Below are 23,318 nucleotides of genomic sequence, written 5' to 3' on the forward strand. Positions count from 1 at the left end.
GGATAGGAAGGGGGTACGACAACGGCCCCCGCCGTCAGCCCGGCCGGCGACGCAGGGCGTCCTCCGGCAGGCCGGCAGCGGCCAGGTGGGCGCGCAGGCGGGCTTCCTGTGCGGGCGTGACGGTGACGTGGAGGGCGGTGCCGGTGTCGCTCGCGCTGTAGACCAGGCGGTCGCACGTCCGCCGTCAGCCCGGGAAGTCGTTTTCGGTGGACGCGTGAAAAGCCCTCCCCGGCGCCTCGGGCGCGGGGAGGGCTCCGGTGTTTCCCTGCGGAAGCTCAGGCGCGGCTGACGTTGAACTCCAGCAGGCTGTCGGAGTCCGGGACGTGGAGGTAGCCGGTGATCTTGGTGACCCGGCTGCCGCTCTCGCACCGCATGCCCGTGCTGTAGCCGGTCCCGCCGTAGACCGCGAAGTAGATGGTGCCTTGGCCGAGGTCGTTCACGCCGAGCTCGAAGTTCGCGATCGCGTACACGTCGTTGTTCGCCGTGACCAGTTCCGTCTTGACCAGCGGGCTGCCGGCCGTCTGCGGAATGATGGTGAAGGCGCGGCTCGTGGCGCCGTTGGTGGCGAATCCGGTGAAGGCCGTGTCGACGCTGTTGAGGCCGGTGTAGTCGCTGATGGCCCCACCGCACACGTCGGGGGAGGCCGCCATGGCCGGGGACGTGGCGGTGGCGATCGTCCCCATGCTCACGGCGAGCGAGACGAGTGCGGTGACCGACGCCTTGGCAAAGCGGTTCATCAAAGCTCCTTGAGGTCCACGGGGAGGCTCCTCCCCGTGGTTTTACGGTCACATAAAGTCAGGTCGTGCGCTTACCAAGAGCGGCCGAACGGGGCGCCGGAGCCGTGCCCTCACCCAGCGAAGTCGTTTTCGGGGGCTTCCGGGCCGGTGGTGGGGTCGCGGGTGAGGAGGTAGCGGGCACCGGGGCCGGTGGCGGCGGCGCGGTCGGCGGCGTTGTAGAGGCCGCAGCGGGTGAGGGAGAGGCAACCGCAGCCGATGCAGCCGGTGAGCTTGGCCTTCAGTCGCTCCAGTTCGGCGATCTGCTCGTCGATCCGGCTCTGCCAGGACTCCGCGACGCCGTCCCACTCCTCGCCGCTGGGGGCGCGGTGCTCGGGGAGGCGGTCGAGGGCGACCTTGGCCTCGTCCAGGGACAGGCCGACCCGCTGGGCGGCGCGGACGAAGGCGACTCGCCTCAGCATGCCGCGGGTGTAGCGGCGCTGGTTGCCGGTGGTGCGGGTGGCGTGGATCAGTCCGAGTCGCTCGTAGTAGCGCAGGGCGGAGGTGGCGAGGCCGCTGCGGTCGGAGAGTTGACCGATGGTGAGGAGGTCGTGGCGACTGGGAGTGCTCATGCCGATCACTGTAGTGCTTGACCTCAAGCAGGCTTCAAGTTGCAGCATCGTGGGCATGGAGACGACCACCCCGAAGACGGGCTTCGATGACCTGCCGCGCCTGATGGCGCTGATGACCGGCGCCGAGAAGCACGGCCCGGCCGCCACCTCCACCCTGGACGCGCTCTGGGTGCTGTACGACCGGGTGCTCCGAGTGACCCCGGCCACCGCCGACGACCAGGACCGGGACCGGTTCCTGCTCTCCAAGGGCCACGGCCCGATGGCGTACTACGCCGTGCTCGCAGCGAAGGGTTTCATCGACCCGGCGGTGCTGCCGAGCTTCGGCGCGTACGACTCGCCGCTCGGCCACCACCCGGACCGGCTGCTGATCCCCGGCGTGGAGATCAGCTCCGGCTCGCTCGGCCACGGCCTTCCGATCGCCGTCGGCACCGCGCTCGGGCTGCGAGCCCAGGGGCTGACCGACCCGGCGGTCTGGGTGCTGCTCGGGGACGCCGAGTTCGACGAGGGGTCGAACCACGAGGCGGTGGCCTTCGCCGGCGCCTACGGGCTGGACCGGCTGCACGCCCTGGTGATCGACAACTCCTCGGCCTCGCTCGGCTGGCAGGGCGGCATCGCGGCCCGGTTCGCCGGCGAGGGCTGGTCGGTGGAGACGGTGGACGGCCGGGACCACGAGGCGCTGTACGCCGCGTACACCGCCGAGCACCCGGGCCGGCCGCGGGTCGTGGTGGCCCGGGTCGAGCCCAAGAACGCCTGATCAGCCCGCAGTCGACGAGCACCGCCGAGCACCGACGATCACCGACGAGTAAGGAACCCCCCCGTGGACACCATGCGCGAGCGCTTCATCGACGTCACCTCCCGCCTGCTGGACGAGGACCCCCGGCTGGCCGTCGTCCTCGCCGACATCAGCGCCGCCGGCTTCGTCCGGGCCGCCGAGCGCCACCCCGACCGGCTGGTCAACGTCGGCATCCGCGAGCAGCTGCTGATCGGCGCCGCCGCCGGCCTGGCGTTCACCGGGATGCGGCCGATCGCCCACACCTTCGCCAGCTTCCTCGTCGAACGGCCCTTCGAGCAGGTCAAGTTGGACCTGACCCACCAGGGCGTCGGCGCCGTCCTGGTGAGCGCCGCCGGCTCCTACGACTGGCCGGCCGGCGGCCGCACCCACATGGCGCCGGGCGACGTCGCGCTGCTGGACACCCTCCCCGACTGGACGGTGCACGTGCCGGGCCACCCGGACGAGGCCGAGCGGCTGCTGCGGCACGCGGTCGCGGACGGCGACCGCAACGTGTACGTCCGGCTGTCGGAGCACCGCAACGAGCAGGCGGTGCCGGTCGAGCCGGGACGCTTCACCGTCGTCCGCGAGGGCGCCCGGGGCACCGTGCTCGCGGTCGGCCCGATGCTGGACGCCGTCCTCGCCGCCACCGGGAACCTCGACGTCACCGTGCTGTACGCGGCCACCGTGCGGCCGTTCGACGGCGCCACCCTGCGGGCGGCGGTCGGGGAGCGGGCGGACGTGGTGCTGGTCGAGCCCTACCTGGCCGGGACCTCCGCCAACGAGGCGCACGAGGCGCTCGCCGACCTCCCGCACCGGGTGCTGGCGCTCGGCGTGCCGCGCGGGGAGCACCGGCAGTACGGCTCGATCGCCGAGCACCTGACCGCCTACGGCCTGGACGCCCCCTCGCTGCGGGACCGGATCGGCACCTTTCTCTGGTGACGATGCGTCAAGTGATCGTCACCGCAACCGAGTCCGGGTCGAGGGTCAGCGTCCCGTCGGTGAACCGGTGGGTCCCGTAGGCGGCCACGACCTCCCCGTGGCTGCCCAGGAGCACGGTGGCAGGCTTCGCGCCCAGGTTGACCGCCACCCGGTAGCGGCCCCGGTGGACCACCAGCCACCCGGCCGCCGCGTCGAACTCCACCCGGACGGCCGCCAGATCGGGGTCCGACAGCTCCGGGAGCTCGTGCCGCAGCCGGATCAACGTCCGGTACCAGATGAGGAGTTCGGTGTGCGGGGCGCGCCCCGGCTCGGTCCAGTCGAGGACCGAGCGCAGCACGGTGGCCGGCTCCTGCGGGTCCGGCACCGCGTCCGCCGCCCAGCCGTGCTCGGCGAACTCCCGCCGCCGGCCCCGGCGGACGGCCTCGGCGAGGTTCGGGTCGGTGTGGTCGGTGAAGTACTGCCAAGGGGTGGCGGCGCCCCACTCCTCGCCCATGAACAGCATCGGGGTGAACGGCGAGGTGAGCACCAGTGCGGCGCCGCAGGCGAGCCGGCCGGGGGAGAGGCTGGTGGAGATCCGGTCGCCGAGGGCCCGGTTGCCGATCTGGTCGTGGGTCTGCAGGTAGCCGAGCAGCCGGTGCCCGTGCTCGGGCGGGAACGGGCGGCCGTGGTGGCGGCCGCGGAACGAGGACCAGGTGCCGTCGTGGAAGAAGCCCCGGGTGAGGGTGCGGGCCAGGGCGGCGAGCGGTTCGGCGGCGAAGTCGCCGTAGTAGCCCTGGGATTCGCCGGTCAGGGCGCAGTGCAGGGCGTGGTGGAAGTCGTCGCTCCACTGGGCGGCGAGGCCGTGGCCGCCGGCCTCGCGCGGGGTGGTGGTGCGCGGGTCGTTGAGGTCGGACTCGGCGATCAGGAACAGCGGGCGGTTGGTGGCGACCGCCAACCGGTCGACCTCCCGGGCGAGTTCGGCCAGGAAGTGGAACGCCCGGTCGTCGGCGAGGGCGTGTACGGCGTCCAGCCGCAGGCCGTCGATCCGGTAGTCGCGCAGCCAGGCGAGGGCGCTGCCGATCAGGTAGCCGCGCACCTCGTCGGAGCCGGGCGCGTCCAGGTTGACGGCCGCGCCCCACGGGGTGTGGTGCCGCTCGGTGAAGTAGGGGCCGAACTGGGGGAGGTGGTTGCCGGACGGGCCGAGGTGGTTGTGCACCACGTCGAGGATCACGCCGAGGCCCTTGCGGTGCGCGGCGTCGACGAACCGCTTCAGGCCGTCCGGGCCGCCGTACGGCTCGTGCACGGCCCAGAGCGAGACGCCGTCGTACCCCCAGCCGTGCCGGCCGGGGAACGGGCAGACCGGCATCAGCTCGACGAAGTCGACGCCCAGCTCGACCACGTGGTCCAGGTGCCGGGCGGCCGCGTCGAAGGTGCCGGCGGCGGTGAAGGTGCCGATGTGCAGCTCGTACAGCACCGCGCCGGGCAGCGGCCGGCCGTGCCACCCGGACGCCCCCCACCCGGAAGGCCCCCCGGCCGCCGACCCGGCCGCCGACCAGCTGAACGCGGCGTGGTCGACGGCCCGGCTGGCGCCGTCCGGCCCGTGCGGCTGCCGGGGCGAGCGCGGGTCGGGCAGCGGACGGCCGCCGTCGAGCACGAACGCGTAGTCCCCGGCCGGCGCCTCGCCCTGCCACCAGCCCGCCCGCCCGGCGTCCCGGGCGAGCGGGTGGCGGGCACCGTCCACCGCCACCTCGACCCGCTCGGCGGCGTACGGCGCCCAGACCTCGTACCGGACCATCCGGACCATCCGGGCCATCAGCCCTCCCTCGTCAGCAGTGCCACCGGGTACGCCGCCAGCAGGTCGGCCACCGGGACCGGACCGCCCGGGAAGTGACGCTGGGTCAGCTCGTCCGTCCAGAGCGGCCCCGCCGGCAGGTGCAGCACGGTGTCGCGCCAGCCGCCGGACCGGGCCAGCCCGTACGGCAGCCGGGTGACGGCGGCGAGGACGTCCGGCCCGCGCTCGAAGGCGAGCAGGTGACCGGCGGCCGGGCCGACCGCGGTGAGCGGGCGGTGGGCGCCGAGCGGGCGGTCCCGGCGCAGGTGCAGGGCGGTCGCGGTGAGGTGCAGCTTCTCCCGGGCCAGGTCGCCGGCCCGGGCGGTCGGCGAGTCGGTGAGCCGGACGGCCAGCGGGCCGAAGTCGACGACGCCCCGGTTGTCCGGGTCGACCAGGGTGTACAGCGGCTCCTCGCTGCCCTGGTAGAGGTCGGGCACCCCGGGCACGGTGAGGTGCAGCAGGGCGGCCGCGAGCGTGTTGGCGCGCGCGTACGGGGCGAGGGCGGCGACGTACCCCTCGATCCGGGGCAGCAGGCCGGGGTTGCCGTAGACGGCGCGGGCCCGGTCGGCGAGGGCGCGTTCGAAGCGGAGGTCGGGGGTGGTCCAGGAGGTGCGGGTCTTGGCCTCCCGGGCGGCCTTGAGCACCGCGGTGACCAGCCGGTCCGGGCCGAGCGGCCAGGCGGCGACCAGGGTCTGCCAGAGCAGCCAGTCGGAGTCGGGGTCGAAGCCGGACGCGAGGTCGCGCCCGGCCGCCGTCGACCAGGCGGCGGCCTCGGCGGCCCAGCCGGCGGGCTGCTCGGCGAGGACGGCGAGCCGGGCGCGGGCGTCCGCGCTGCGCTTGGTGTCGTGGGTGGAGAGCGCGGTCATGGTGTGCGGCCAGTGCCGTTCGACGTAGTGGCACCAGGCGTGGAAGTCCTCGGGCCGCAGCCCGGGCCGGGCCGGGTCGCCGCCGACCTCGTTGAGGCTCAGCAGGGCGTTCCAGCGGTAGAACGCGGTGTCCTCGACGCCCTTGGCGGCGACCGCGGCGGCGGTCTGGGCGAACCGGACGGCGAACTCGTCCTGCTCCGGGCCGCGCCCGAGCGCGCCCGCCGCCAGGTCGGCCACCAGCCGCTCGGTCGGATCCCCGGTGTCGCCGTGGGCCGCCCGCAGCTGCGCGGCGGAGGCCGCCGGGACCGGCTCGCCGGGCCGGACGTACGGCCGGTAGGCGGGGTAGCCGACGAGCAGCCGGCGGACCGCCGCGCGCAGCCGGGCCGGCGGGTGGTCGGCGTGCGCGGGGTCGGCGGCGCCGAGCCGGACGGCCAGCCGGACCAGCCGCTCCACCTCGGCGGCCAGCTCGCCCTCGGGGCCGGTCATGTCGGCCCGCCCCTGCCGGGCGGCGGCCAGCGCCGGGTGCGGGTCGGCGCACGGCTCGCCGCCGCCGGGGGCAGCGGAACCGCTCAGGAAGGCCTGGTACGCCCCCGCCAGCCGGCAGGCGCCGGTGTGGTCGGTCAGCACCCCGTCGATCCGGCGCAGCGCGTCGTACCCGGTGGTGCCGGCGCAGCGCCAGTCGGCGGGCAGCCGCTCCTCGCCGGTGAGGATCTTCTCGACCACCGTGTACGCCCCGCCGGTGGCCTCGGCGAGCCGCTCCAGGTAGCCGCGCGGGTCGGCGAGCCCGTCCGGGTGGTCTATCCGGAAGCCGTCCAGCACGCCCTCGCGGTGCAGCCGCAGCAGCACGCCGTGCGTCGCCTCGAACACCTCCGGCTCCTCGACCCGGACCGCGATCAGCTCGTTGACGGTGAAGAACCGCCGGTAGTTCAGCTCGGTGCGGGCCAGCCGCCACCAGGCGAGCCGGTACCACTGCCGGCCGAGCAGCGCGGGCAGCGGCAGCTCCTCGGTGCCGGGGCGCAGCGGCAGGACGTGGTCGTGGTAGCGGAGCGTGTCGCCGTCGACGGCCAGCTGGTCGAGGACGGCGCCGAGCCGGTCGCCGAGCAGCGGCAGCAGCACCCGCCCGCGTCCGGGGGCGTCCGGGGGGCCGGGCTGCGCCGTCCAGTCGATGTCGAACCAGCGCGCGTACGGCGAGTCGGGGCCGTCCCGCAGGACCTGCCAGAGCGGCCGGTTGAGGTGCTCGGGGACGGGCACGGCCATGTGGTTGGGCACCACGTCGGCGAGCAGCCGCAGGCCGTGCCGGTGGGCCTCGGCGGCCAGGGCGCGCAGTGCGGGCTCCCCGCCGAGCTGCTCCCGGACCCGGCCGTGGTCGACGGTGTCGTAGCCGTGGGTGGAGCCGGGCGCGGCCTCCAGCAGCGGGGAGAGGTGCAGGTGGGAGACGCCGAGGGCGGCCAGGTAGGGGACGGCGGCGGTGGCGTCGTGCAGGGTGAAGCCGGGCTGGAGCTGCAGCCGGTAGCTGGCGGTGGGGACACCGGACGGGGCGGGGGACGGGACGCCGGACGGGGCCGGCGGTACGGGGGCGGACGGGACGACGGCCGGGCGTGGCTGGGCGGGCTCGGCGGCGGGGGTCATGAGTCCATGACTACCCGGCCGGGCCCGGACGCAAGACCCGTTGCTGATCCGAACAGGTGAGCGGGGTGATCGACAGGCCCTACGCGGGCCGTTGCAGCACCATCAGCGAGCGGTCGGTGAGCCACAGGGTGTCCCCGGCCTTGACCCGGACCCGCTCCCCGGGCGCGGGCAGCCGGGGCAGCGCGGTGTCCACCACCACCTGCCACTCCTGCCCGTGTCCGGCCGGCACGGTGAACTCCAGCGGTTCGAAGTGCGCGTTGAACAGCAGCAGGAAGGAGTCGTCGACGATCCGCCCGCCGCGCCGGTCCGGCTCCGAGATGGCGTAGCCGTTGAGGAAGACGGTGAGCGACTTGGCGTAGCTGGCGCCCCAGTTGCGCTTGGTCATCTCCTCCCCGCCGGGGGTGAACCAGGCGATGTCGGTGAGGTCCTCGTAGTCGCCGGCGCCCTCCCCGGTGCGGCGTCCGGAGACCGGGCGGCCGTGGAAGAAGCGGCGGCGCCGGAACACCGGGTGGTCGCGGCGGAGCCAGACCATGCCCTGGGTGAACTCCAGCAGCCGGGTGCCCGGGCCGTCGCCCTCGTCGCTCTCCGGGTCCGGCCAGTGCACCCAGGTCAGCTCGTTGTCCTGGCAGTAGGCGTTGTTGTTGCCCTGCTGGGTGCGGCCGAACTCGTCGCCGTGCGAGAGCATCGGCACCCCTTGCGAGAGCATCAGGGTGGCGATCAGGTTGCGCTGCTGGCGGGCCCGCAGCTCCTCCACCGCCGGGTCGGTGCAGGGGCCCTCGACGCCGCAGTTCCAGGACCGGTTGAAGGATTCGCCGTCCCGGTTGTTCTCGCCGTTGGCCTCGTTGCGCTTCTCGTTGTACGAGACCAGGTCGCGCAGCGTGAAGCCGTCGTGGCAGGTGACGAAGTTGATCGAGGCGATCGGGCGGCGGCCGTCGTCCTGGTAGAGGTCGGAGGAGCCGGTGAGCCGGGAGCCGAACTCGGCGAGGGCCGCGTTCTCGCCGCGCCACAGGTCGCGGACGGTGTCCCGGTACATGCCGTTCCACTCGGTCCACAGCGGCGGGAAGTTGCCGACCTGGTAGCCGCCCTCGCCGAGGTCCCAGGGCTCGGCGATCAGCTTGGCCTGCGAGACCACCGGGTCCTGCTGGACCAGGTCGAAGAACGAGGAGAGCCGGTCCACCTCGTGGAACTGCCGGGCCAGCGTGGCGGCGAGGTCGAAGCGGAAGCCGTCCACGTGCATCTCGGTGACCCAGTAGCGCAGCGAGTCCATGATCAGCTGGAGCACGTGCGGGCTGCGCATCAGCAGACTGTTGCCGGTGCCGGTGGTGTCCTCGTAGAACCGCTGGTCCCGGGCGAGCCGGTAGTAGGAGACGTTGTCCAGGCCGCGCAGCGAGAGCGTCGGGCCGAGGTGGTTGCCCTCGGCGGTGTGGTTGTAGACCACGTCGAGGATGACCTCGATGCCGGCCGCGTGCAGCGCCTTCACCATCGACTTGAACTCCTGCACCTGCTGGCCGCGGTCGCCGGTGGAGGAGTAGGAGGAGTGCGGGGCGAAGAAGCCGATCGTGTTGTAGCCCCAGTAGTTGGAGAGGCCGAGGTCGCGCAGCCGGTGGTCGCGGACGAACTGGTGCACCGGCATCAGCTCGATCGCGGTGACGCCGAGCTTGGCCAGGTGCTCGATCACCGCGGGGTGGGCGACGCCCGCGTACGTGCCGCGGATCTCCTCGGGGAGGTCCGGGTGGAGTCTGGTCAGGCCCTTCACATGGGCCTCGTACAGCACGGTGCGGTGGTAGTCGGTGCGCGGCGGGTGGTCGGTGCCCCAGTCGAAGTAGGGGTTGATCACCACCGAGTGCATGGTGTGCGGGGCGGAGTCGAGGTCGTTGCGGCGCTCGGGGGCGCCGAAGTGGTAGCCGTAGACCGACTCGTCCCAGTCGATGTGCCCGCTCATCGCCTTGGCGTACGGGTCCAGCAGCAGTTTGGCGCTGTTGTGCCGTTGGCCGAGGCCCGGGTTGTACGGGCCGTGGACGCGGAAGCCGTAGCGCTGGCCCGGCTGGACGCCCGGGAGGTAGGCGTGCCGGACGAAGGCGTCGGTCTCGCGCAGTTCGACGGCCGTCTCCGAACCGTCCTCGCCGAGCAGGCAGAGCTCGATCCGGTCGGCGCTCTCCGAGAACACCGCGAAGTTGGTGCCGGCCCCGTCGTAGGTGGCACCGAGGGGGTAGGGCTTCCCTGGCCAGACCTGCATGGCTCCTCAACTTCCTTGCGTAGCAGGAGAACTGACGAACAGTCCGCTGACCGGTCCGATGGCCGGGCCGGACCTCGACGCTCTCTTCCCGGCCGGGTGGCCGGGCATGTGTACCGCTCGTGCAGCGTGACACACGGCACAAAGCGCATACTCCCCGACGCTTCCCCCGGTGGCGGGGCCATTTGCGCCGTGTTCGCCCGAACGGGTGTCCGCGCGGGTGGTGCGGCCCCGTCGCGGTGCTCCCGGGGCGGGTGGGACGGGTGGGTCGGCGGGGGTTCGCCGGGAGGGGCGGGCGGGACCCTGGACCAACCGGCTGCGGGCGGCGAACGGCGGGCAGTACCCTTGATCGTCCGGCCGTCGCCGCAACCGTGGCCGTACTCGTGGCGTTCCATCAGGCGAACTGACGGGGAACCAGGGGAACCGGCGGTGCGTCGCCGGCGACAGGCAAGAAGCTCGAAGCTCCCAGCAGGAACCAGGTGAGGTGGCGCATGGTGTTCCCCGCCGGCGGCCGTGGCGGTGGGCCCGGCGGCCCCGACCGGGGCGGCGCCCGCAGCGAGGCGCCGACCGTCGTCATGCGCCCCGCCCTGACCGGCGGCCGCTCGCTGGTGCCCGCGCAGGGCGGCCCGGTCGAGGTGCCGGCGCTCGCCTGGTCCGGCGCCGAGTGGGAGGACGCCTACCAGCGCGTCCGCCTCTCCGGCCGCGCCTACGTCTGGCTCAACCTGGTCGAACAGCGGCTCCGCTCGCTCGTCGACGAGGTGCTGCACCCGATCTACGCGCCCGCCCACGGCGAGGACTGGGTCACCGCCGCGGCCGGCCCGGCCGGCGAGGAGTGGGCCCACCGGGCCGGCGCCGTCCGCGAGGTCAGCCGGCGCAAGGGCTACCTGCTCGACCCGGCCGACGACGACCCGCTGGTCTTCCTCACCCTGCCCCAGCTGCGCGAGCTCATGGTCCAGCACTGGCCCTGCTTCGAGCCGTACCTGGCCGACCGCCGGGAGATAGAGCTGGCCCTCGACGAGCTGGAGGTGGCCCGGCACGTCGTCTCCCGCAACCGGGTCCTCACCGGGACCGTCCTCGCCCAGACCGAACGGGCCGCCGCCCGGCTGCTCGCCCTGCTCGACGGCGGGACCGGCGCCGTCCCCGCCGACGTGGTGGAATCCCTGGTCGCCGGCCGGTACGCGGACGTCGTCGCCGTCCACCCCGACCGGGTCCGGCTGCAGCGCGACCTGCCGGTCGAGGACCTGCTCGACGGCGCCCGGCGGCTCGACGCGCTCGGCATCGGCCTCGGCATGCTCTGCCAGAACTACACCGGCAAGCGGCTCGTCCGGCTCGCCACCGACGGCTGCCGGGTCCGGCTGCTCTTCCTCAACCCGGCCAGCAGCGCCGTCCGCCGCCGCGAGCGCGAACTCGGGCTCGGCCGCGGCGAACTGGGCCGCTCGATCCAGATGAACATCCTGCACGTCCGCCGGGTCCGCGCCGCGCTGCGCGACCAGGGCGGCTTCGAGATCCGGGTCTTCGACGAGACCCCGCGCTTCACCGCCTACCTGGTCGAGGGCGTCCCGCTGGCCACCCCGGTCGGCGCCGGCGGCCGCCGGGCCACCCGCGACCTCGGCGTCGTCCAGCCCTACCTGCGCCGGGCCCGCGGCATGGAGTCGCCCGCCCTGGTGCTGCGCGGCGGCGCGGGCCAGCAGCCGGGCGGGACGGACGCCGGGCTGCTGGAGGTCTACCGCGAGGAGTTCGAGGGCGTCTGGGCGGACTCCCGGCCGGTGTCCTGAGGCCCGGTGTCCTGACGCCCGGTGTCCTGACGCCCGCCCCCGCCGACGGGGATTCGGCCGATGGGCGGTCAGCGGGGGCGGGCCGGGCCGGGGCTTGCTAGCGTCGATTCCATGATCGGCAGGCCGGTTCCGGGCCTGCTCGCGCACGCCCGTCCGTGAACCCGGAAGGCCGACCATTGACCAGTCAGTACACGACCGAGCCGGGCGCCCCGGGTTCCGCCGGCTCCTCGCGCCGCGACTTCGTCCGCACCGCCCTCGGCGCCGGCGCCGCCGGGGCGCTCACCCTGGGCACCGGCCAGCCCGCCCAGGCCGCCCCGGATCCGGCCGCTGCCCCCGCGCCGCGCGCGGTCAAAGGCAAGATCCCCTTCCACGGCGTCCACCAGGCCGGCATCCTCAACCCGCCGCCCGGCCACGGCACCTTCCTCGCCCTGGACGTCCACGTCGCCGACCGGGCCGCCCTGGAAGCCCTGCTGCGCACCCTCACCGACCGGATCCGCTTCCTCACCGGCGGCGGCACCCCGCCCGACCTCGGCCCCGCCGTCCCGCCCGCCGACAGCGGCACCCTCGGCCCGGCCGCCCTGCCCACCGACGACCTCACCGTCACCGTCGCCGTCGGCTCCTCGCTCTTCGACGCCCGCTACGGCCTCGCCAACGCCCGCCCCAAACGGCTCACCGCGATGCGCACCTTCCCCAACGACGGCCTGCGCCCCGCCGAGTGCCACGGCGACCTCTCCCTCCAGATCTGCGCCGAGAGCCGCGACACCGTCCAGCACGCCGTCCGCGACCTGCTGCGCACCACCAGGTCCGCGCTCACCCCGCGCTGGCAGCTCGACGGCTTCCAGAACCGCGCCCGCCCCTCCGGCGCCGCCCGCAACCTGCTCGGCTTCAAGGACGGCATCGAGAACCCCGACACCGACTCCGCCCGGCAGATGGACGAACTCGTCTGGGTCGGCCCGAACAGCGGCGAACCGGCCTGGGCCACCGGCGGCAGCTACCAGGTGATCCGCGCCATCCGCACCCTCGTCGGCCCCTGGGACGAGGTGCTGCTCAAGGACCAGGAACGCATGATCGGCCGCCGCAAGCCCGACGGCGCCCCGCTCGGCCGCACCAACGAGTCCGACACCCCCGACTACTCCCAGGACCCGCAGGGTGCCGTGATCCCCCTCGACTCCCACATCCGCCTCGCCAACCCGCGCACCGACGCCAGCAAGGACAGCCGCATCCTGCGCCGCGCCTTCAACTACGACCGCGGCCTCGACCCGGCCGGCGTCCCCGAACTCGGCCTCGCCTTCTGCTGCTACCAGCAGGACGTGCACCGCCAGTTCGAAGCCGTCCAGACCCGCCTCGCCGACGAGCCCCTCGCCCGCTTCCTCCGCCCCACCGGCGGCGGCTACTTCTACGTCCTCCCCGGCGCCCAGGACCCCACCGACTGGCTCGGCCGCACCCTCCTCACGACCGGCTGAGCACGGCCGCCGCCCGCCCCACCGGGTGGATTGTCGGAGGGGCGGGCGATGATAGGGGCTGTTTCGACGGGCAGGACGGAAGGACAGACCCCTATGAGCTGGTGGCAGCAGCCACTGGTCGGCTTCGACCTGGAGACCACGGGCACCGACCCGGCCGTGGACCGCATCGTCACGGCCGCCCTCGTGGACACCGTCGGGGCCGGTCGGCTGAGTGCCACCGGTTGGCTGATCGACCCGGGGATCCCGATCCCCGCGGAGGCCGAGGCGATCCACGGGATCGGTGACGGCCTCGCCCGGGCGCAGGGGCGGCAGGCCAAGGAGGCGGTGGACGAGATAGCCGCCGGCCTGTGCGAACGGATGGCCGCCGGGCACCCGGTGGTCGCGTTCAACGCGCCCTTCGACCTCTCGCTGCTCGACGCCGAGCTGCGCAGACACGGCCTGCCGACGCTCACCGAGCGGCTCGGCGGCCCGGTCGCCCCGGTCCTCGACGCGCTGGTCATCGACCGCGCCGTGGACAAGTACCGCAAGGGCTCCCGGACCCTCCAGCGGGTCTGCGAGGTGTACGGCGTCGAGCTGACCGACGCCCACGAGGCGGGCAGCGACGCCCTCGCCGCCGTCCGGGTCGCCGTGGCCCTCGCCGAGCGCTACCCCGTCGAGGTCGGCTCCGTGCCCCCGCTCGACCTCCACGCCCGCCAGGTCGACTGGCACCGCGCCTGGGCCGAGGACCTCCAGTCCTGGCTCCGCCGGGCCAAGGACCCGCAGGCCGTCATCGACCCGCGCTGGCCCCTGCGGTAGCCGCCGCCGCGCCGCGGCCTCCCTACCGGGGGGCGGGTTCGGCGGGGAGCAGCGGGGCGAAGGCGAGCGGGACGACGGCGGTGGACGGGTCCTGCGGGTCGTGCCGGACCGGGATCCGGCCGCCGGCGGCCGGCAGGGCGTACACCGGGAAGGCGCCGGTGTGGCCGAGCGTGTGCGGGCGGCCGTCCGGGCCGGTGTAGCCGATGGTGAGGCGGAGCCGGCGCTGCTCGCGGTCGCGCGGGCCGCGGTCGGCGGACCGGACCTCGGTGACCGTGCCGAGGACGGTCACGCCGGTGAAGTGCAGCCGGGCGGCGAGGTCCTGGCCGCGCTGGTGCTCGGCGTTCTCGCGCCGGATCCGCCGCTCGCCGCGTACGCCCGCGGCCAGGGTGAGCACGGCCAGCGGGCCGATCGCGGTGAACAGCCACGGGTGCGGCACGCCGTTGGCGGGGACGGCGCCGAGCAGGCCGAGGGCCAGGGCGGCGGCGGTGGCCGCGCCGAGCGGGAGGCGTTCCGGCTTCTCGACCTCGCGGTTCTCGGCCAGGCCGAGCACGCCGAACAGGGTGACCAGCGAGAGCAGCATGCCGGTCGTGAGGAACAGCGCGGTGACGCGGTCGTCGCAGGCCGGGCCGGGGGTGCAGGCGTCGACGGCGAACGCGCGCAGGTGGCCCGTCCCGAGCAGCCAGCCGCCGAGCAGGGCGAACCCGCCCAGCACGAGGACGAGGAACTTCCGGGGACCGCTCACTCTGCGCCGGGTCGTCATTGCGCGGATGCTAGCGGCGGTCGGCCGTTGTGGGGCGAACGGCCGGGTGGACGGCGGCGTCCTGCGGGGGAACCGGCGGGTGAACGCAAGCGGAGCCGGGTCTCAGCACCAGCGCCTTGGCGAGGGTGAACTCGCCGTCGTCGAGGGCGCCTTCGCGGTGCAGGGCGGCGAGCCGTTCCAGCGCGGTGACCACCTCGGGGGCGGCGTCGGCGGGCTCGGGTCCGGGGGCGGGCCGGTCGGTGGGGAAGGTGACGCCGGTGTGCTCCGGGTCGGCGGGGTCGTAGCGCACCTCGGCGGGATCGCCCCGGCGCGGGGTGTCGTGGGCGGGGAAGACGTCGGTGGTGCCGGTGCTGTGCCGGGTGCCGTCCAGCGCGGTGAACCCGACGGTGACGCGCAGTTGCGGGCGGCCGTCCGAGTCGGTGCCGACGGCGGTGAGGTCGGTGACCCGGCCCGGGACGGTGCGGCCGTGCTCGTCCAACCGGGCCTGCCGCTCGGCCCGGTGGCGCTTCTCCAGCAGGTCCGTACGCCAGCGGCGGGCCGCCTGGCGGTCTGCCAGGACGGCGCAGAGCAGCAGCACCGGGACGGGCAGGAGCAGCCACGGGTGCGGGGCGCCGTTGGCGGGGTAGACGCCGAGCAGGACGAGCGCCAGCCAGCCGAGCGCGACCACGCCGTCGGAGGTGGAGCCGGTCTCGGTGAGCTCGGCCTCGCCGTGCGCGGTGAGCATCGCGGGGATCAGGGTGGCGATCCCCAGCAGGATGCCGCCGGCGATGTACCCGGCGGTGCCGAAGCCGTTGCAGCCGTGTTCGAGGCCGCAGGCGTGCGCCCCGAAGGCGCGGACGAATCCGGTGCCGGCCAGCCACCCGGCGGTCGCGGTCAGCGCGCCGATCAGGGCCAGGCCGGCGATCCGCCCCTTGCTCAAGCGGGGGCCGAGGGGGGCGAGTTGATCGGTTGCCATGGGGCCGGAGTGTAGAGGGGGGAAGTGACGTCCTCAGCTCGCGGGGAAGTCGAAGCGGTAGCCCTGGGCGACCAGCCAGGGCAGCAACTGCCGGAGCGCGGCGACGGTCTGGCCGCGGTCGCCGCCGCCGTCGTGCAGCAGGACGACCCCGCCGGGCTTGAGCTGGGTCTGCACGGCGGAGACGATCGCGGGCGTGCCCGGCCGGGACCAGTCGCGCGGGTCGACCGACCAGCCGAGCGGACGCAGGCCGTGGTCGGCGGCGATCCGCTGGTTGTCGGGGGTGAAGCCGCCGCCCGGGGCGCGGAACCAGGCCACCTCGGTGCCCGGGCCGCCGGCCTGGACGATCTGCTGTTCGGCGTCGGCGATCTCGTGGACGGCCCGGTCGTGCGGGAGGGCGGCGAAGGGCTGCGGGTGGTCGACGCTGTGGTCGCAGAGCCGGTGGCCGGCCGCGAGGATCCGTTTGACGGTGGCCGGGTTGGCGGCGGCCTGCTTGCCGATCAGGCAGAAGGTGGCCTTGACGCCGTACTGGGCGAGCAGGTCCAGCACCTGGCCGGTGGCGGGGCCGGGGCCGTCGTCGAAGGTGAGGGCGACCGTCCGGCCGCCGGAGGCGGTGCTGTGGACGACCGAGGTGGGGACGCCGGTGGTGGGGGCGGGCGGGGTGGGCGTCGGCACCGGGGGCTTGGGCGTCGGCGTCGCAGGCGTGGGCTTCGGCGTCGTGGGCTTGGGCGTGGTCGGCCGGGGGGAGCTCGGCGTCGGAGTACCGGGCGTCGGACTAGCGGGCGTCGGAGCACCGGGCGTCGGCGTACCGGTGGACGGCGGAGGAGTGGACGGGGTGACGGTCGCGGGCGCCGTGCCGGTGCTCGTGGTCGTGCTCGGCCCGGGCTGGAGCGCGCCGTTCGCGGTGCCGCAGGCGGCCAGGGCCAGTGAGGCGAGGACCGCGATGCAGCCGGCGAGCAGCGGACGGCGGCGCCGGAGGGAGGAGGGGGTGGCGTGCTCCGGCATGGCGGCGGCTCCCGGTGCTGAGGCGACTGCTGAGGCGAGTGCCGATCCTCGGTCAGGATGACTGTCGGGTAAGACGTTCGTCGCACGACCATCGGTTCCGGCCCGGGTGCCCGCCACCCCGTGCCGCCGCTCAGAACGGGTACCAGCGCACCTCCGTGGCCCCCGCCCGCAGCGAGTCCACCCGCCGCCGGAACTCCGCGAGCGCCGCCGGGTTTCCCGGCGCCTGCTGCGCGACCCAGGAGGCGCTCGCCGTCTCGCGCGCCCCGCGCAGCACCGCGAAGCCGGGCCACTCGCGCACGTCCCGGCCGTACGCCTCGATGAACGCCCGGTACTCCTCGCCCGGCACGCCGTACCGGTCGTGGGCGAGCGCCAGCACCACCAGGTCGTGCTCCCGCAGGTCGTGCGAGAAGGTCTCCAGGTCGAGCAGCACCGGGCCGTCCGGGCCGACGTGGACGTTGCGCGGCAGCGCGTCGCCGTGGATCACCCCGGTCGGCACCTGCGTGGCGAGGTCGGGCAGCGCGGCGGCGAAGGCGTCCCGGCGGTCGCGCAGGAAGGCGACGTCGGCCGGGTCGACGTGGCCCTCGGCGGAGGCGAGCCAGCGCTCGACGGGGGCGAGCAGGTCGCGCCGGCCGAGCGGGAACGGCGGGTCGGGCAGCCGGTGCAGCGCGCGCAGCAGCGGCGCGAGGTCGGCGGGGCGGGCGGGCCGTTCGGCGGGCGCGAGCCGGTGCCAGAAGGTGACGGGGTGCCCGTGGGCGACCCGGGGCTCGACGGACACCGCGTCGTAGGGGCGGACCACCGGGACGCCCTGGCCGGCCAGCCAGTCGGCGACGGCGAGTTCGTGGCGGGCGCGGTCGTGCAGTTCGGGGCCGCGGCCGACCTTGGCGACCACGGCCGGGTCGCCGAGGTCGAAGACGGCGTTCTCGCCGAGCGCGAGCAGGCGGGCGGCGCCGGGGTCGGGCAGACCGGCGGACTCGCAGGCGTGGGCGAGCAGCAGCCGGGCCCGCCCCTCGTCGAAGAGGAGCATGGGGGTGTCCGTTCCTTCATGACAGCCGGGTGAGGTCGGGCGATCATTCTGGCAAACGGGTGCCGGGCCCCGCGTCACGCGGGGCCCGGCGGGTACTGCCGAGGAACGTCGGGGCGGTCAGACCCCGACCCGGCGGTGCCGGGCCTGCTGCGCCGGGACGACCGGGGCGGCGGCGGCCGCGCCCTGCGGGCCGACCGGCGGGACGGCCTCGCCGTGCGAGAGGTCGGGCAGCCAGCCGAGCCAGCGCGGCAGGTACCAGTTGCCCTCGCCGAGCAGGGTCATCACCGCGGGCAGCAGCACCGCGCGGATGACGGTGGCGTCGATCAGCACGGCGACCGCGAGGCCGACGCCCATCTGCTTCATCGACTGCATGGAGAGGGTGCCGAAGACCGCGAACACCGCCACCATGATCACCGCGGCGCTGGTGACCACCCCGGCCGTGGAGCGGATGCCGTGGGCGATCGCGGCCCGGGTGGGCAGGCCCCGGTCGCGGCCCTCCTTGATCCGGGAGACCACGAAGACGTGGTAGTCCATCGAGAGGCCGAAGAGGATCACGAAGAGGAAGAGCGGCACCCAGGACTCGACCGCGCCGACCCCGGCGGTGCCCAGCAGCGAGGCCCCGACGCCGTGCTGGAAGACCAGCGTCAGCACCCCGTACGCGGCGCCGACCGACAGCAGGTTGAGCAGCACGGCGGTGCCGGCCACGGCCAGCGAGCGGAACGAGGTGAGCATCAGCAGGAAGGCGAAGGCCACCACGAAGCCGAACACCACGGGCATCGAGCCGGTCATCTTGGCGTTGAAGTCGTAGGAGCCGGCGGTGCGCCCGGTGACCGGGGCCTCGGTGCCGGGCACCTTGAGCACGGTGGCGGGCACGAGTTCCTCGCGCAGGGTCTTCAGGGCGGCGTTGCTGACCTCGTCGTTGCCGGTGCCGTTGAGCGGGATGTCGACGGTGGCGACGTTCTGCTGCGGGTGGACGGTGACGTCGACCGGTCCGTGCATCCGTCCGCTGGCCAGGGCGCGGGCCTTGAGGTCGGCGATCGCGGCGGTCATCGCGGGGGAGTCGACGTCGGCGGCCTTGATGACGACGGAGGCGGGCGCCGGGCTGCCGGGGAAGGCGGCCTCGATCTTCTCCGAGACGGCGACCAGTTCGTTGCCCGCGGGCAGCTGCTGCCGGAAGGTCAGGTTGGCGGTGTGCATGGTGAGCAGCGGGGCGGCCAGACCGAGCAGGACGGCGCCGGAGAGCAGCGTGGCGGCCAGCGGGCGGCGCAGCACGGGGGTGAGGACGGCGTTCCAGAAGCGGCCGCCGGTGGTCGCGGCGTCGGGGCGGCGGAGCTTGCGCAGGAACGGGACGCGGCCCTTGTCGACCTTGTCGCCGAGCATCGAGAGCAGGGCGGGCAGCACGGTGAGCGAGCCGAGCACGGCGGTGACGACGACCACGATGGTGGCGTAGGCCATGGACTCGAACTCGGCGATGCCGGTGAGGAACATGCCGGCCATCGCGATGACCACGGTGACGCCGGAGACCAGGACGGCCCGGCCGCTGGTGGCGGCGGCGATCCGGAGCGCGGTGTCGAGGTCGCGCCCGGCGGCCCGCTCCTCGCGTTCGCGGCGCAGGTAGAACAGGCAGTAGTCGACTCCGACGGCGAGGCCGACCAGCAGCATCACCGAGCTGGCGCTGTTGCTGGTGTGCAGCAGGCCGCTGCTGAGCGCGACCAGTCCGCCGGCCGCGATGAACGCGGTGAGCGCGAGCACCACCGGCAGGACGGCGGCGACCAGCGCGCCGAAGGCGACCAGCAGGATGCCGAGGGCGAGCGGGACGGCGGTCCACTCGGCGCGGGCGAAGTCGTCGGCGAACTGCTCGTCCATCCACTTGCCGGAGCTGGCGTCGCCGAGTTCGACCACGGTGAGGTCGGGGTGCTGCTTCTGGACGGCGGCGACGGCGTCGACGACGGCGGTGACGTTCTTGACCGCCTCCTCGTGCTCGCCCTTGACGGTGAGCTGGACGAGGGCGGAGCGGCCGTCGGCGGAGACCGCCTTGGTGTCGTAGGGGGAGCGGATGTCGCTCGCCTTGCCGGTGCCCTCGACCCCCTTGACCACCTGCTCGACGACGGCCTTGAAGGCGGGGGTGTCGGCGGTCAGGCCGGCGCTCTGGATCAGGACGGTCTCGCTGGCCGGGGACTTGAGGCCGGCCTCGTCGAGGATCTGCGCGGCCCGGGAGACCTGGCCGGGCATCGCCTCCGCCTCGCGGACCTTGGTGCTGCCGTGCATTCCGCCGAGGGTGGCGGCGAGGACGACGAACAGCAGCCAGCCGAAGACGGCGGTCTTTCTGTGCCGGGCGCTCCAGGCGCCCATGGCGGCGGCCATGCCGAGCTTGGTCTTCACGGATTCCCCCTGGGAGAGCGGCGGCGCCGGGAGGTGGTGGGGCGCGGCCGGGTGTGCGGCGGTGGTCGGCCGCCGGGATCGGGCGCCGGGGTGCGGTCCGGCGTCACGATCGACAGTAGGGAAACGGCTGTTGACGGGGCATCCGGCTGGCGGGGGAGTTGTCCCTGTGGTCATCCTCGGGGAGGAGGGTGGGGTTTTCCCTACCCGGCAACCCTGACATCTCCTCCTAGGGGGTAGGGAGGAAAGTCCACCCTGAGGGGGAGCGGTCTCCACCCGGAGCACGAGGTCCGAAGGGCCGTGCGGGGGCGAAGATATGTCGGGGCCGCCGTTCGGCGTCCCCGAGGGGGGTCGGCCTGCGGGCTCACGGGGTCACGGGGGAATTAATTGCTTGCCGGTCGGCAAGCAAGTGCCCGTAGGATGACATCCTCCGAATACTTACCTGCCGACCGGCTAGGTGTGCCCTCGCACGCCCGCTCCGGTCTTGATCCGTCGCCCGGTGTCCCGTCCCCAAGGGCTGCGGTGAACCATGCCCAGGAGGCACACGAGCATGTTCCACCGACTAGGACAATTCGTCGTCCGTCGCGCCTGGTGGGTGATCGCCGGATGGGTCGTCGCGATGCTCGCCATCGCGATGTCGGCCCCGAAGATCACCGCCCAGACCGACGAGGCCGCGTTCCTGCCCAAGCACTACGAGTCCATCCAGGCCTCGGTGCTCCAGGAGCAGGCGTTCCCGGCCAACTTCACGCCCTCCGCGCTCGCCCTGTTCGAGCGCACCGACGGCGCACCGCTGAGCGACACCGACAAGGCCGACATCGCGAAGGTCGTCAAGGGCCTCGGCGACAAGAAGATCGAGCACGTCGAGCAGGTCGTCCCGGTCAGCGACCAGTCGACCTCCAAGGACGGCAAGTACGCGCTGGCGCCGATCGCCATCGACAAGTCGATCCAGCAGTCCGAGGACTTCGGCGAGACCGCCAAGAAGATCCGCGAGGAGGGCAAGTCGCTCGCCGGCGGCACCGCCCTGAAGTTCCAGCTCGGCGGCGCCGCCGCCCAGCAGCTGGACCAGAAGGAGGCCTCCGGCTCGGCCGACGCCATCATCGCGCTCAGCAGCGTGGTGCTGGTCGCGATCATCGTCGGCATCATCTTCCGCAGCGTCCTGGCCGGTCTGCTGCCGGTGCTGCTCTCGCTGGTCATCGCGATGCCGACGGCCAACGGCGTGATCGCCTTCGCCACCAAGGCGTTCAAGCTGGAGAGCACGCCGATCCTGTCGGCGATCCTGATCGTCGTGGTGCTCGGCGTCGGCACCGACTACTTCCTCTTCCTCGCCTTCCGCTACCGCGAGCGGCTGCGGGCCGGCGACAGCCGCCAGGAGGCCGTGGCCAGCGCCGTCGGCCGGGTCGGCGAGGCCATCGCCTCCGCGGCCGGCGCGGTCACCGTCGCCTTCGCGGCGCTCATCCTCTCCAGCCTCGGCATGTTCAAGGCGCTCGGCCCGGCGCTGGCCATCGCGGTCGTCGTCACCGCCTTCGCCTCGCTCACCCTGGCCCCGGCCGTGCTCGCGGTCATCCCGGCCCGCGGGGTGTTCTGGCCCGGCAAGAAGTGGATGCGCGAGCCCAGCGACGCCCGGTTCGCCGCCCTCGGCCGCACCGTCGAGAAGCGCCCCGCCCTGGTCGCCCTGGCCTCCGGCGGCGTGCTGGTGGCCCTGACCCTCGGCGCCCTCGGCTACAACGGCACCTTCGACCTCGCGGGCAGCTCCATGCCCAAGGACAAGGAGTCGATGGTCGTCCAGGACCGGCTGGTCAACGGCTTCTCGGCCGGCGCCGCCGACCCGACGCACGTCTACCTGACCACCAAGGGCGGCGGCAAGCTCGACCAGGCCGCGTTCGACGGCTACGTCGCCAAGCTCGGCGCCGTCCCCGGGGTGGCCAGCGCCGCACCGAAGCCGCAGGTCAGCAAGGACGGCGCGACCGCCGACTTCACCGTCCTGCTCAAGAACGAGCCGGCCAGCAACGAGGCGATCGAGACCGTCACCGCGCTGCGCGAGGTCGCCCACGCCCAGGCGCCGTCCGGCACCGAGGCCAAGGTCGGCGGTCTGACCGCGATCTACAAGGACATCAACCTGGCGATGAGCCACGACTACAAGCTGGTGTTCCCGGTCGCGGGTCTGCTGATCCTGCTGATCCTGGGCCTCCAGCTGCGCAGCGTGGTCGCCCCGTGGTACCTGATGGCCTCGGTCGGCCTCGGCTTCAGCGCCACCCTGGGCTCCTCGACCCTGCTGTTCCAGAACATCAAGGGCGAGCACGGCATGATGTTCATGCTGCCGATCCTCATCTACCTGTTCGTGGTGGCGATCGGCACCGACTACAACATCCTGATCATCGCCCGCCTGCGGGAGGAGGCCCGCGAGGGCCGCAACCCGCGTGAGGCGGCCCGGGAGGCCCTGCGCCACGGCGGCCCGACCGTCGCGGCGGCCGGCTTCATCCTGGCGGTGTCGTTCGCGACCTTCATGCTCGCGGGCAACATCTTCATGCTGGAGTTCGGCTTCGCGATGGCCTTCGGCATCTTCCTGGCGGCCTTCGTGATGGCGATGTTCTTCACCCCGGCGCTGACCGCGCTGATCGGCCGCTGGGCCTGGTGGCCCGGCCACGGCGACAGCAAGGGCGGCCACGGCGGCCACGGCGGTTCGGCGGCCACGCCAAGCGGTCCGTACGCCGCGCAGGGCCTGCCGGAATCGGCCGGACGGCGCTGACCCTCCCGCCCGCCGGACCGATCGGACGGCGCCCGCTTCGGCGGGCGCCGTCTGCCCGCTTCCCAGGGGCGGCAAACGTGATCTGTGGAGCAGAAAATCCCCGGTCAATCGGGGTGCGACCGTGCTACAGTCGAAGCAGTTGCAGTTTTGGTTCCCATGAACGCTTGTGTGCGCCTGCTGGTCCCAACCAACAGGCGCATTTGTTTTGTCCGGTGTTTCAGTCTCCGGATGGGGATCGCGGCTACTTTGGGGCCCACGAGGTGTGGGCTCCGATGCCCCAGTATGAGGAGACGGTTATGGCTACCGGCACCGTGAAGTGGTTCAACAGCGAGAAGGGCTTCGGCTTCATCGAGCAGGAGACCGGCGGCCCGGACGTGTTCGCGCACTACTCGAACATCGTTGCTCAGGGTTTCCGCGAGCTCGTCGAGGGCCAGAAGGTCGAGTTCGACGTCACCCAGGGCCAGAAGGGCCCGCAGGCCGAGAACATCCGCGTCATCTGAGTCCAGCCACTGAGCTGACTCGCGATCTCGCGTAGCGAGGGCCCGTACCGCACGGTGCGGGCCCTCGCTCATGCCGCCGAACGGCCGGGGCGGCGTACGCACTCCTTTCCGACGGCCGACCAGCCCCCGAGCGGGGGCTGTTGACTGTCGACAGACGGAGAACCCGTGACCACCCCTGCCCAGCAGCCCCGTGACGGCGGCCGCAGCCGCAAGCCCCGCACCCGCGGCACCGACGCCCCGCGCACCGGTGGCGCCCCGCGTTCCGGTGGCGCCCCGCGTTCCGGCGGTGCCCCGCGCACCGGCGGCGCCTCCGGAGCGGGCGGCG

17 protein-coding genes are annotated in these 23,318 nt (G+C 73.8%); 7 read left to right on the plus strand and 10 right to left on the minus strand.

Going from position 1 to position 23,318, the window contains the following annotated elements; genetic code table 11:
- Positions 1-275 precede the first annotated feature (275 nt).
- Positions 276-737 (minus strand): hypothetical protein, encoded by a 462-nt coding sequence (locus tag AB0N76_RS08975; RefSeq protein ID WP_363554727.1) that lies wholly within the window; start codon positions 735-737, stop codon positions 276-278.
- 110 nt (positions 738-847) lie between these two features.
- Positions 848-1,345 (minus strand): redox-sensitive transcriptional activator SoxR, encoded by a 498-nt coding sequence (gene soxR, locus AB0N76_RS08980; RefSeq protein ID WP_363554729.1) that lies wholly within the window; start codon positions 1,343-1,345, stop codon positions 848-850.
- 55 nt (positions 1,346-1,400) lie between these two features.
- Here soxR and AB0N76_RS08985 point away from each other — a divergent pair, with 55 nt between their 5' ends.
- A complete protein-coding gene (locus AB0N76_RS08985) occupies positions 1,401-2,099 on the plus strand; it encodes a transketolase (RefSeq protein ID WP_363554770.1) in 699 nt (232 codons plus the stop codon).
- 63 nt (positions 2,100-2,162) lie between these two features.
- Complete coding sequence (locus AB0N76_RS08990) at positions 2,163-3,056, plus strand: transketolase C-terminal domain-containing protein (RefSeq protein WP_363554731.1); 894 nt, start codon at positions 2,163-2,165, stop codon at positions 3,054-3,056.
- A gap of 7 nt (positions 3,057-3,063) precedes the next feature.
- Here the strand turns inward: AB0N76_RS08990 and treZ are convergent, their stop codons facing one another.
- The 3 genes from treZ to glgX form a co-directional block, all read right to left on the minus strand.
- A complete protein-coding gene (treZ, locus tag AB0N76_RS08995; protein ID WP_363554733.1) occupies positions 3,064-4,848 on the minus strand; it encodes a malto-oligosyltrehalose trehalohydrolase in 1,785 nt (594 codons plus the stop codon).
- Positions 4,848-7,361: a malto-oligosyltrehalose synthase gene (gene treY, locus AB0N76_RS09000; protein WP_363554735.1), complete on the minus strand. Its 2,514-nt coding sequence runs from the start codon at positions 7,359-7,361 to the stop codon at positions 4,848-4,850. Before treY ends, treZ begins: the two co-directional genes overlap by 1 nt.
- 79 nt (positions 7,362-7,440) lie before the next feature.
- Complete coding sequence (gene glgX / locus AB0N76_RS09005) at positions 7,441-9,597, minus strand: glycogen debranching protein GlgX (RefSeq protein WP_363554737.1); 2,157 nt, start codon at positions 9,595-9,597, stop codon at positions 7,441-7,443.
- A 488-nt stretch (positions 9,598-10,085) separates the two neighbouring features.
- Between glgX and AB0N76_RS09010 the strand changes: the two genes are divergently transcribed.
- The 3 genes from AB0N76_RS09010 to AB0N76_RS09020 all read left to right on the plus strand — a co-directional run bounded on the left by AB0N76_RS09010 (position 10,086) and on the right by AB0N76_RS09020 (position 13,627).
- Positions 10,086-11,369 (plus strand): SAV2148 family HEPN domain-containing protein, encoded by a 1,284-nt coding sequence (locus AB0N76_RS09010; RefSeq protein ID WP_363554739.1) that lies wholly within the window; start codon positions 10,086-10,088, stop codon positions 11,367-11,369.
- A 176-nt stretch (positions 11,370-11,545) separates the two neighbouring features.
- Positions 11,546-12,832, plus strand: a complete 1,287-nt coding sequence (locus AB0N76_RS09015; protein ID WP_363554741.1) for a Dyp-type peroxidase — start codon at positions 11,546-11,548, stop codon at positions 12,830-12,832.
- A gap of 93 nt (positions 12,833-12,925) precedes the next feature.
- Positions 12,926-13,627: an exonuclease domain-containing protein gene (locus tag AB0N76_RS09020; RefSeq protein ID WP_363554743.1), complete on the plus strand. Its 702-nt coding sequence runs from the start codon at positions 12,926-12,928 to the stop codon at positions 13,625-13,627.
- Positions 13,628-13,649: 22 nt separating this feature from the next.
- On the opposite strand, the gene AB0N76_RS09025 is transcribed toward AB0N76_RS09020, so the two are convergent.
- The 5 genes from AB0N76_RS09025 to AB0N76_RS09045 form a co-directional block, all read right to left on the minus strand.
- Positions 13,650-14,387 (minus strand): DUF3592 domain-containing protein, encoded by a 738-nt coding sequence (locus AB0N76_RS09025; RefSeq protein WP_363554745.1) that lies wholly within the window; start codon positions 14,385-14,387, stop codon positions 13,650-13,652.
- 10 nt (positions 14,388-14,397) lie between these two features.
- The gene (locus tag AB0N76_RS09030; RefSeq protein WP_363554747.1) at positions 14,398-15,342 is read right to left on the minus strand and encodes a DUF3592 domain-containing protein; all 945 of its coding nucleotides are present in this window, start codon (positions 15,340-15,342) and stop codon (positions 14,398-14,400) included.
- 33 nt (positions 15,343-15,375) lie between these two features.
- Positions 15,376-16,014, minus strand: coding sequence for a polysaccharide deacetylase family protein (locus tag AB0N76_RS09035; RefSeq protein ID WP_363554749.1), 639 nt, complete (start codon positions 16,012-16,014; stop codon positions 15,376-15,378).
- A 460-nt stretch (positions 16,015-16,474) separates the two neighbouring features.
- Positions 16,475-17,368, minus strand: a complete 894-nt coding sequence (locus AB0N76_RS09040; RefSeq protein ID WP_363554751.1) for an aminoglycoside phosphotransferase family protein — start codon at positions 17,366-17,368, stop codon at positions 16,475-16,477.
- A 117-nt stretch (positions 17,369-17,485) separates the two neighbouring features.
- Positions 17,486-19,732 carry an MMPL family transporter gene (locus AB0N76_RS09045; protein WP_363554772.1) on the minus strand — a complete coding sequence of 749 codons (2,247 nt, stop codon included), beginning with the start codon at positions 19,730-19,732 and terminating at the stop codon, positions 17,486-17,488.
- Between the two features lie 565 nt (positions 19,733-20,297).
- On the opposite strand from AB0N76_RS09045, the gene AB0N76_RS09050 reads away from it, so the two are divergent.
- Both AB0N76_RS09050 and AB0N76_RS09055 read left to right on the plus strand, forming a co-directional pair.
- Positions 20,298-22,493, plus strand: a complete 2,196-nt coding sequence (locus tag AB0N76_RS09050) for an MMPL family transporter (protein WP_363554753.1) — start codon at positions 20,298-20,300, stop codon at positions 22,491-22,493.
- A 296-nt stretch (positions 22,494-22,789) separates the two neighbouring features.
- Positions 22,790-22,993 carry a cold-shock protein gene (locus tag AB0N76_RS09055; RefSeq protein WP_327676217.1) on the plus strand — a complete coding sequence of 68 codons (204 nt, stop codon included), beginning with the start codon at positions 22,790-22,792 and terminating at the stop codon, positions 22,991-22,993.
- The last annotated feature ends 325 nt before the right edge of the window (positions 22,994-23,318 follow it).

Source organism: Kitasatospora sp. NPDC093806, from assembly GCF_040683335.1.
GTDB lineage: Bacteria > Actinomycetota > Actinomycetes > Streptomycetales > Streptomycetaceae > Kitasatospora.

Bases quoted from the DNA above. Each gene is read 5' to 3' on its own strand.
- AB0N76_RS08975 (WP_363554727.1), bottom strand. From the start codon at position 737: ATGAACCGCTTTGCCAAGGCGTCGGTCACCGCACTCGTCTCGCTCGCC.
- soxR (WP_363554729.1), bottom strand. From the start codon at position 1,345: ATGAGCACTCCCAGTCGCCACGACCTCCTCACCATCGGTCAACTCTCC.
- AB0N76_RS08985 (WP_363554770.1), top strand. From the start codon at position 1,401: ATGGAGACGACCACCCCGAAGACGGGCTTCGATGACCTGCCGCGCCTG.
- treZ (WP_363554733.1), bottom strand. From the start codon at position 4,848: ATGGCCCGGATGGTCCGGATGGTCCGGTACGAGGTCTGGGCGCCGTAC.
- treY (WP_363554735.1), bottom strand. From the start codon at position 7,361: ATGACCCCCGCCGCCGAGCCCGCCCAGCCACGCCCGGCCGTCGTCCCG.
- glgX (WP_363554737.1), bottom strand. From the start codon at position 9,597: ATGCAGGTCTGGCCAGGGAAGCCCTACCCCCTCGGTGCCACCTACGAC.
- AB0N76_RS09010 (WP_363554739.1), top strand. From the start codon at position 10,086: ATGGTGTTCCCCGCCGGCGGCCGTGGCGGTGGGCCCGGCGGCCCCGAC.
- AB0N76_RS09020 (WP_363554743.1), top strand. From the start codon at position 12,926: ATGAGCTGGTGGCAGCAGCCACTGGTCGGCTTCGACCTGGAGACCACG.
- AB0N76_RS09025 (WP_363554745.1), bottom strand. From the start codon at position 14,387: ATGACGACCCGGCGCAGAGTGAGCGGTCCCCGGAAGTTCCTCGTCCTC.
- AB0N76_RS09030 (WP_363554747.1), bottom strand. From the start codon at position 15,342: ATGGCAACCGATCAACTCGCCCCCCTCGGCCCCCGCTTGAGCAAGGGG.
- AB0N76_RS09040 (WP_363554751.1), bottom strand. From the start codon at position 17,368: ATGCTCCTCTTCGACGAGGGGCGGGCCCGGCTGCTGCTCGCCCACGCC.
- AB0N76_RS09045 (WP_363554772.1), bottom strand. From the start codon at position 19,732: ATGGCCGCCGCCATGGGCGCCTGGAGCGCCCGGCACAGAAAGACCGCC.
- AB0N76_RS09050 (WP_363554753.1), top strand. From the start codon at position 20,298: ATGTTCCACCGACTAGGACAATTCGTCGTCCGTCGCGCCTGGTGGGTG.
- AB0N76_RS09055 (WP_327676217.1), top strand. From the start codon at position 22,790: ATGGCTACCGGCACCGTGAAGTGGTTCAACAGCGAGAAGGGCTTCGGC.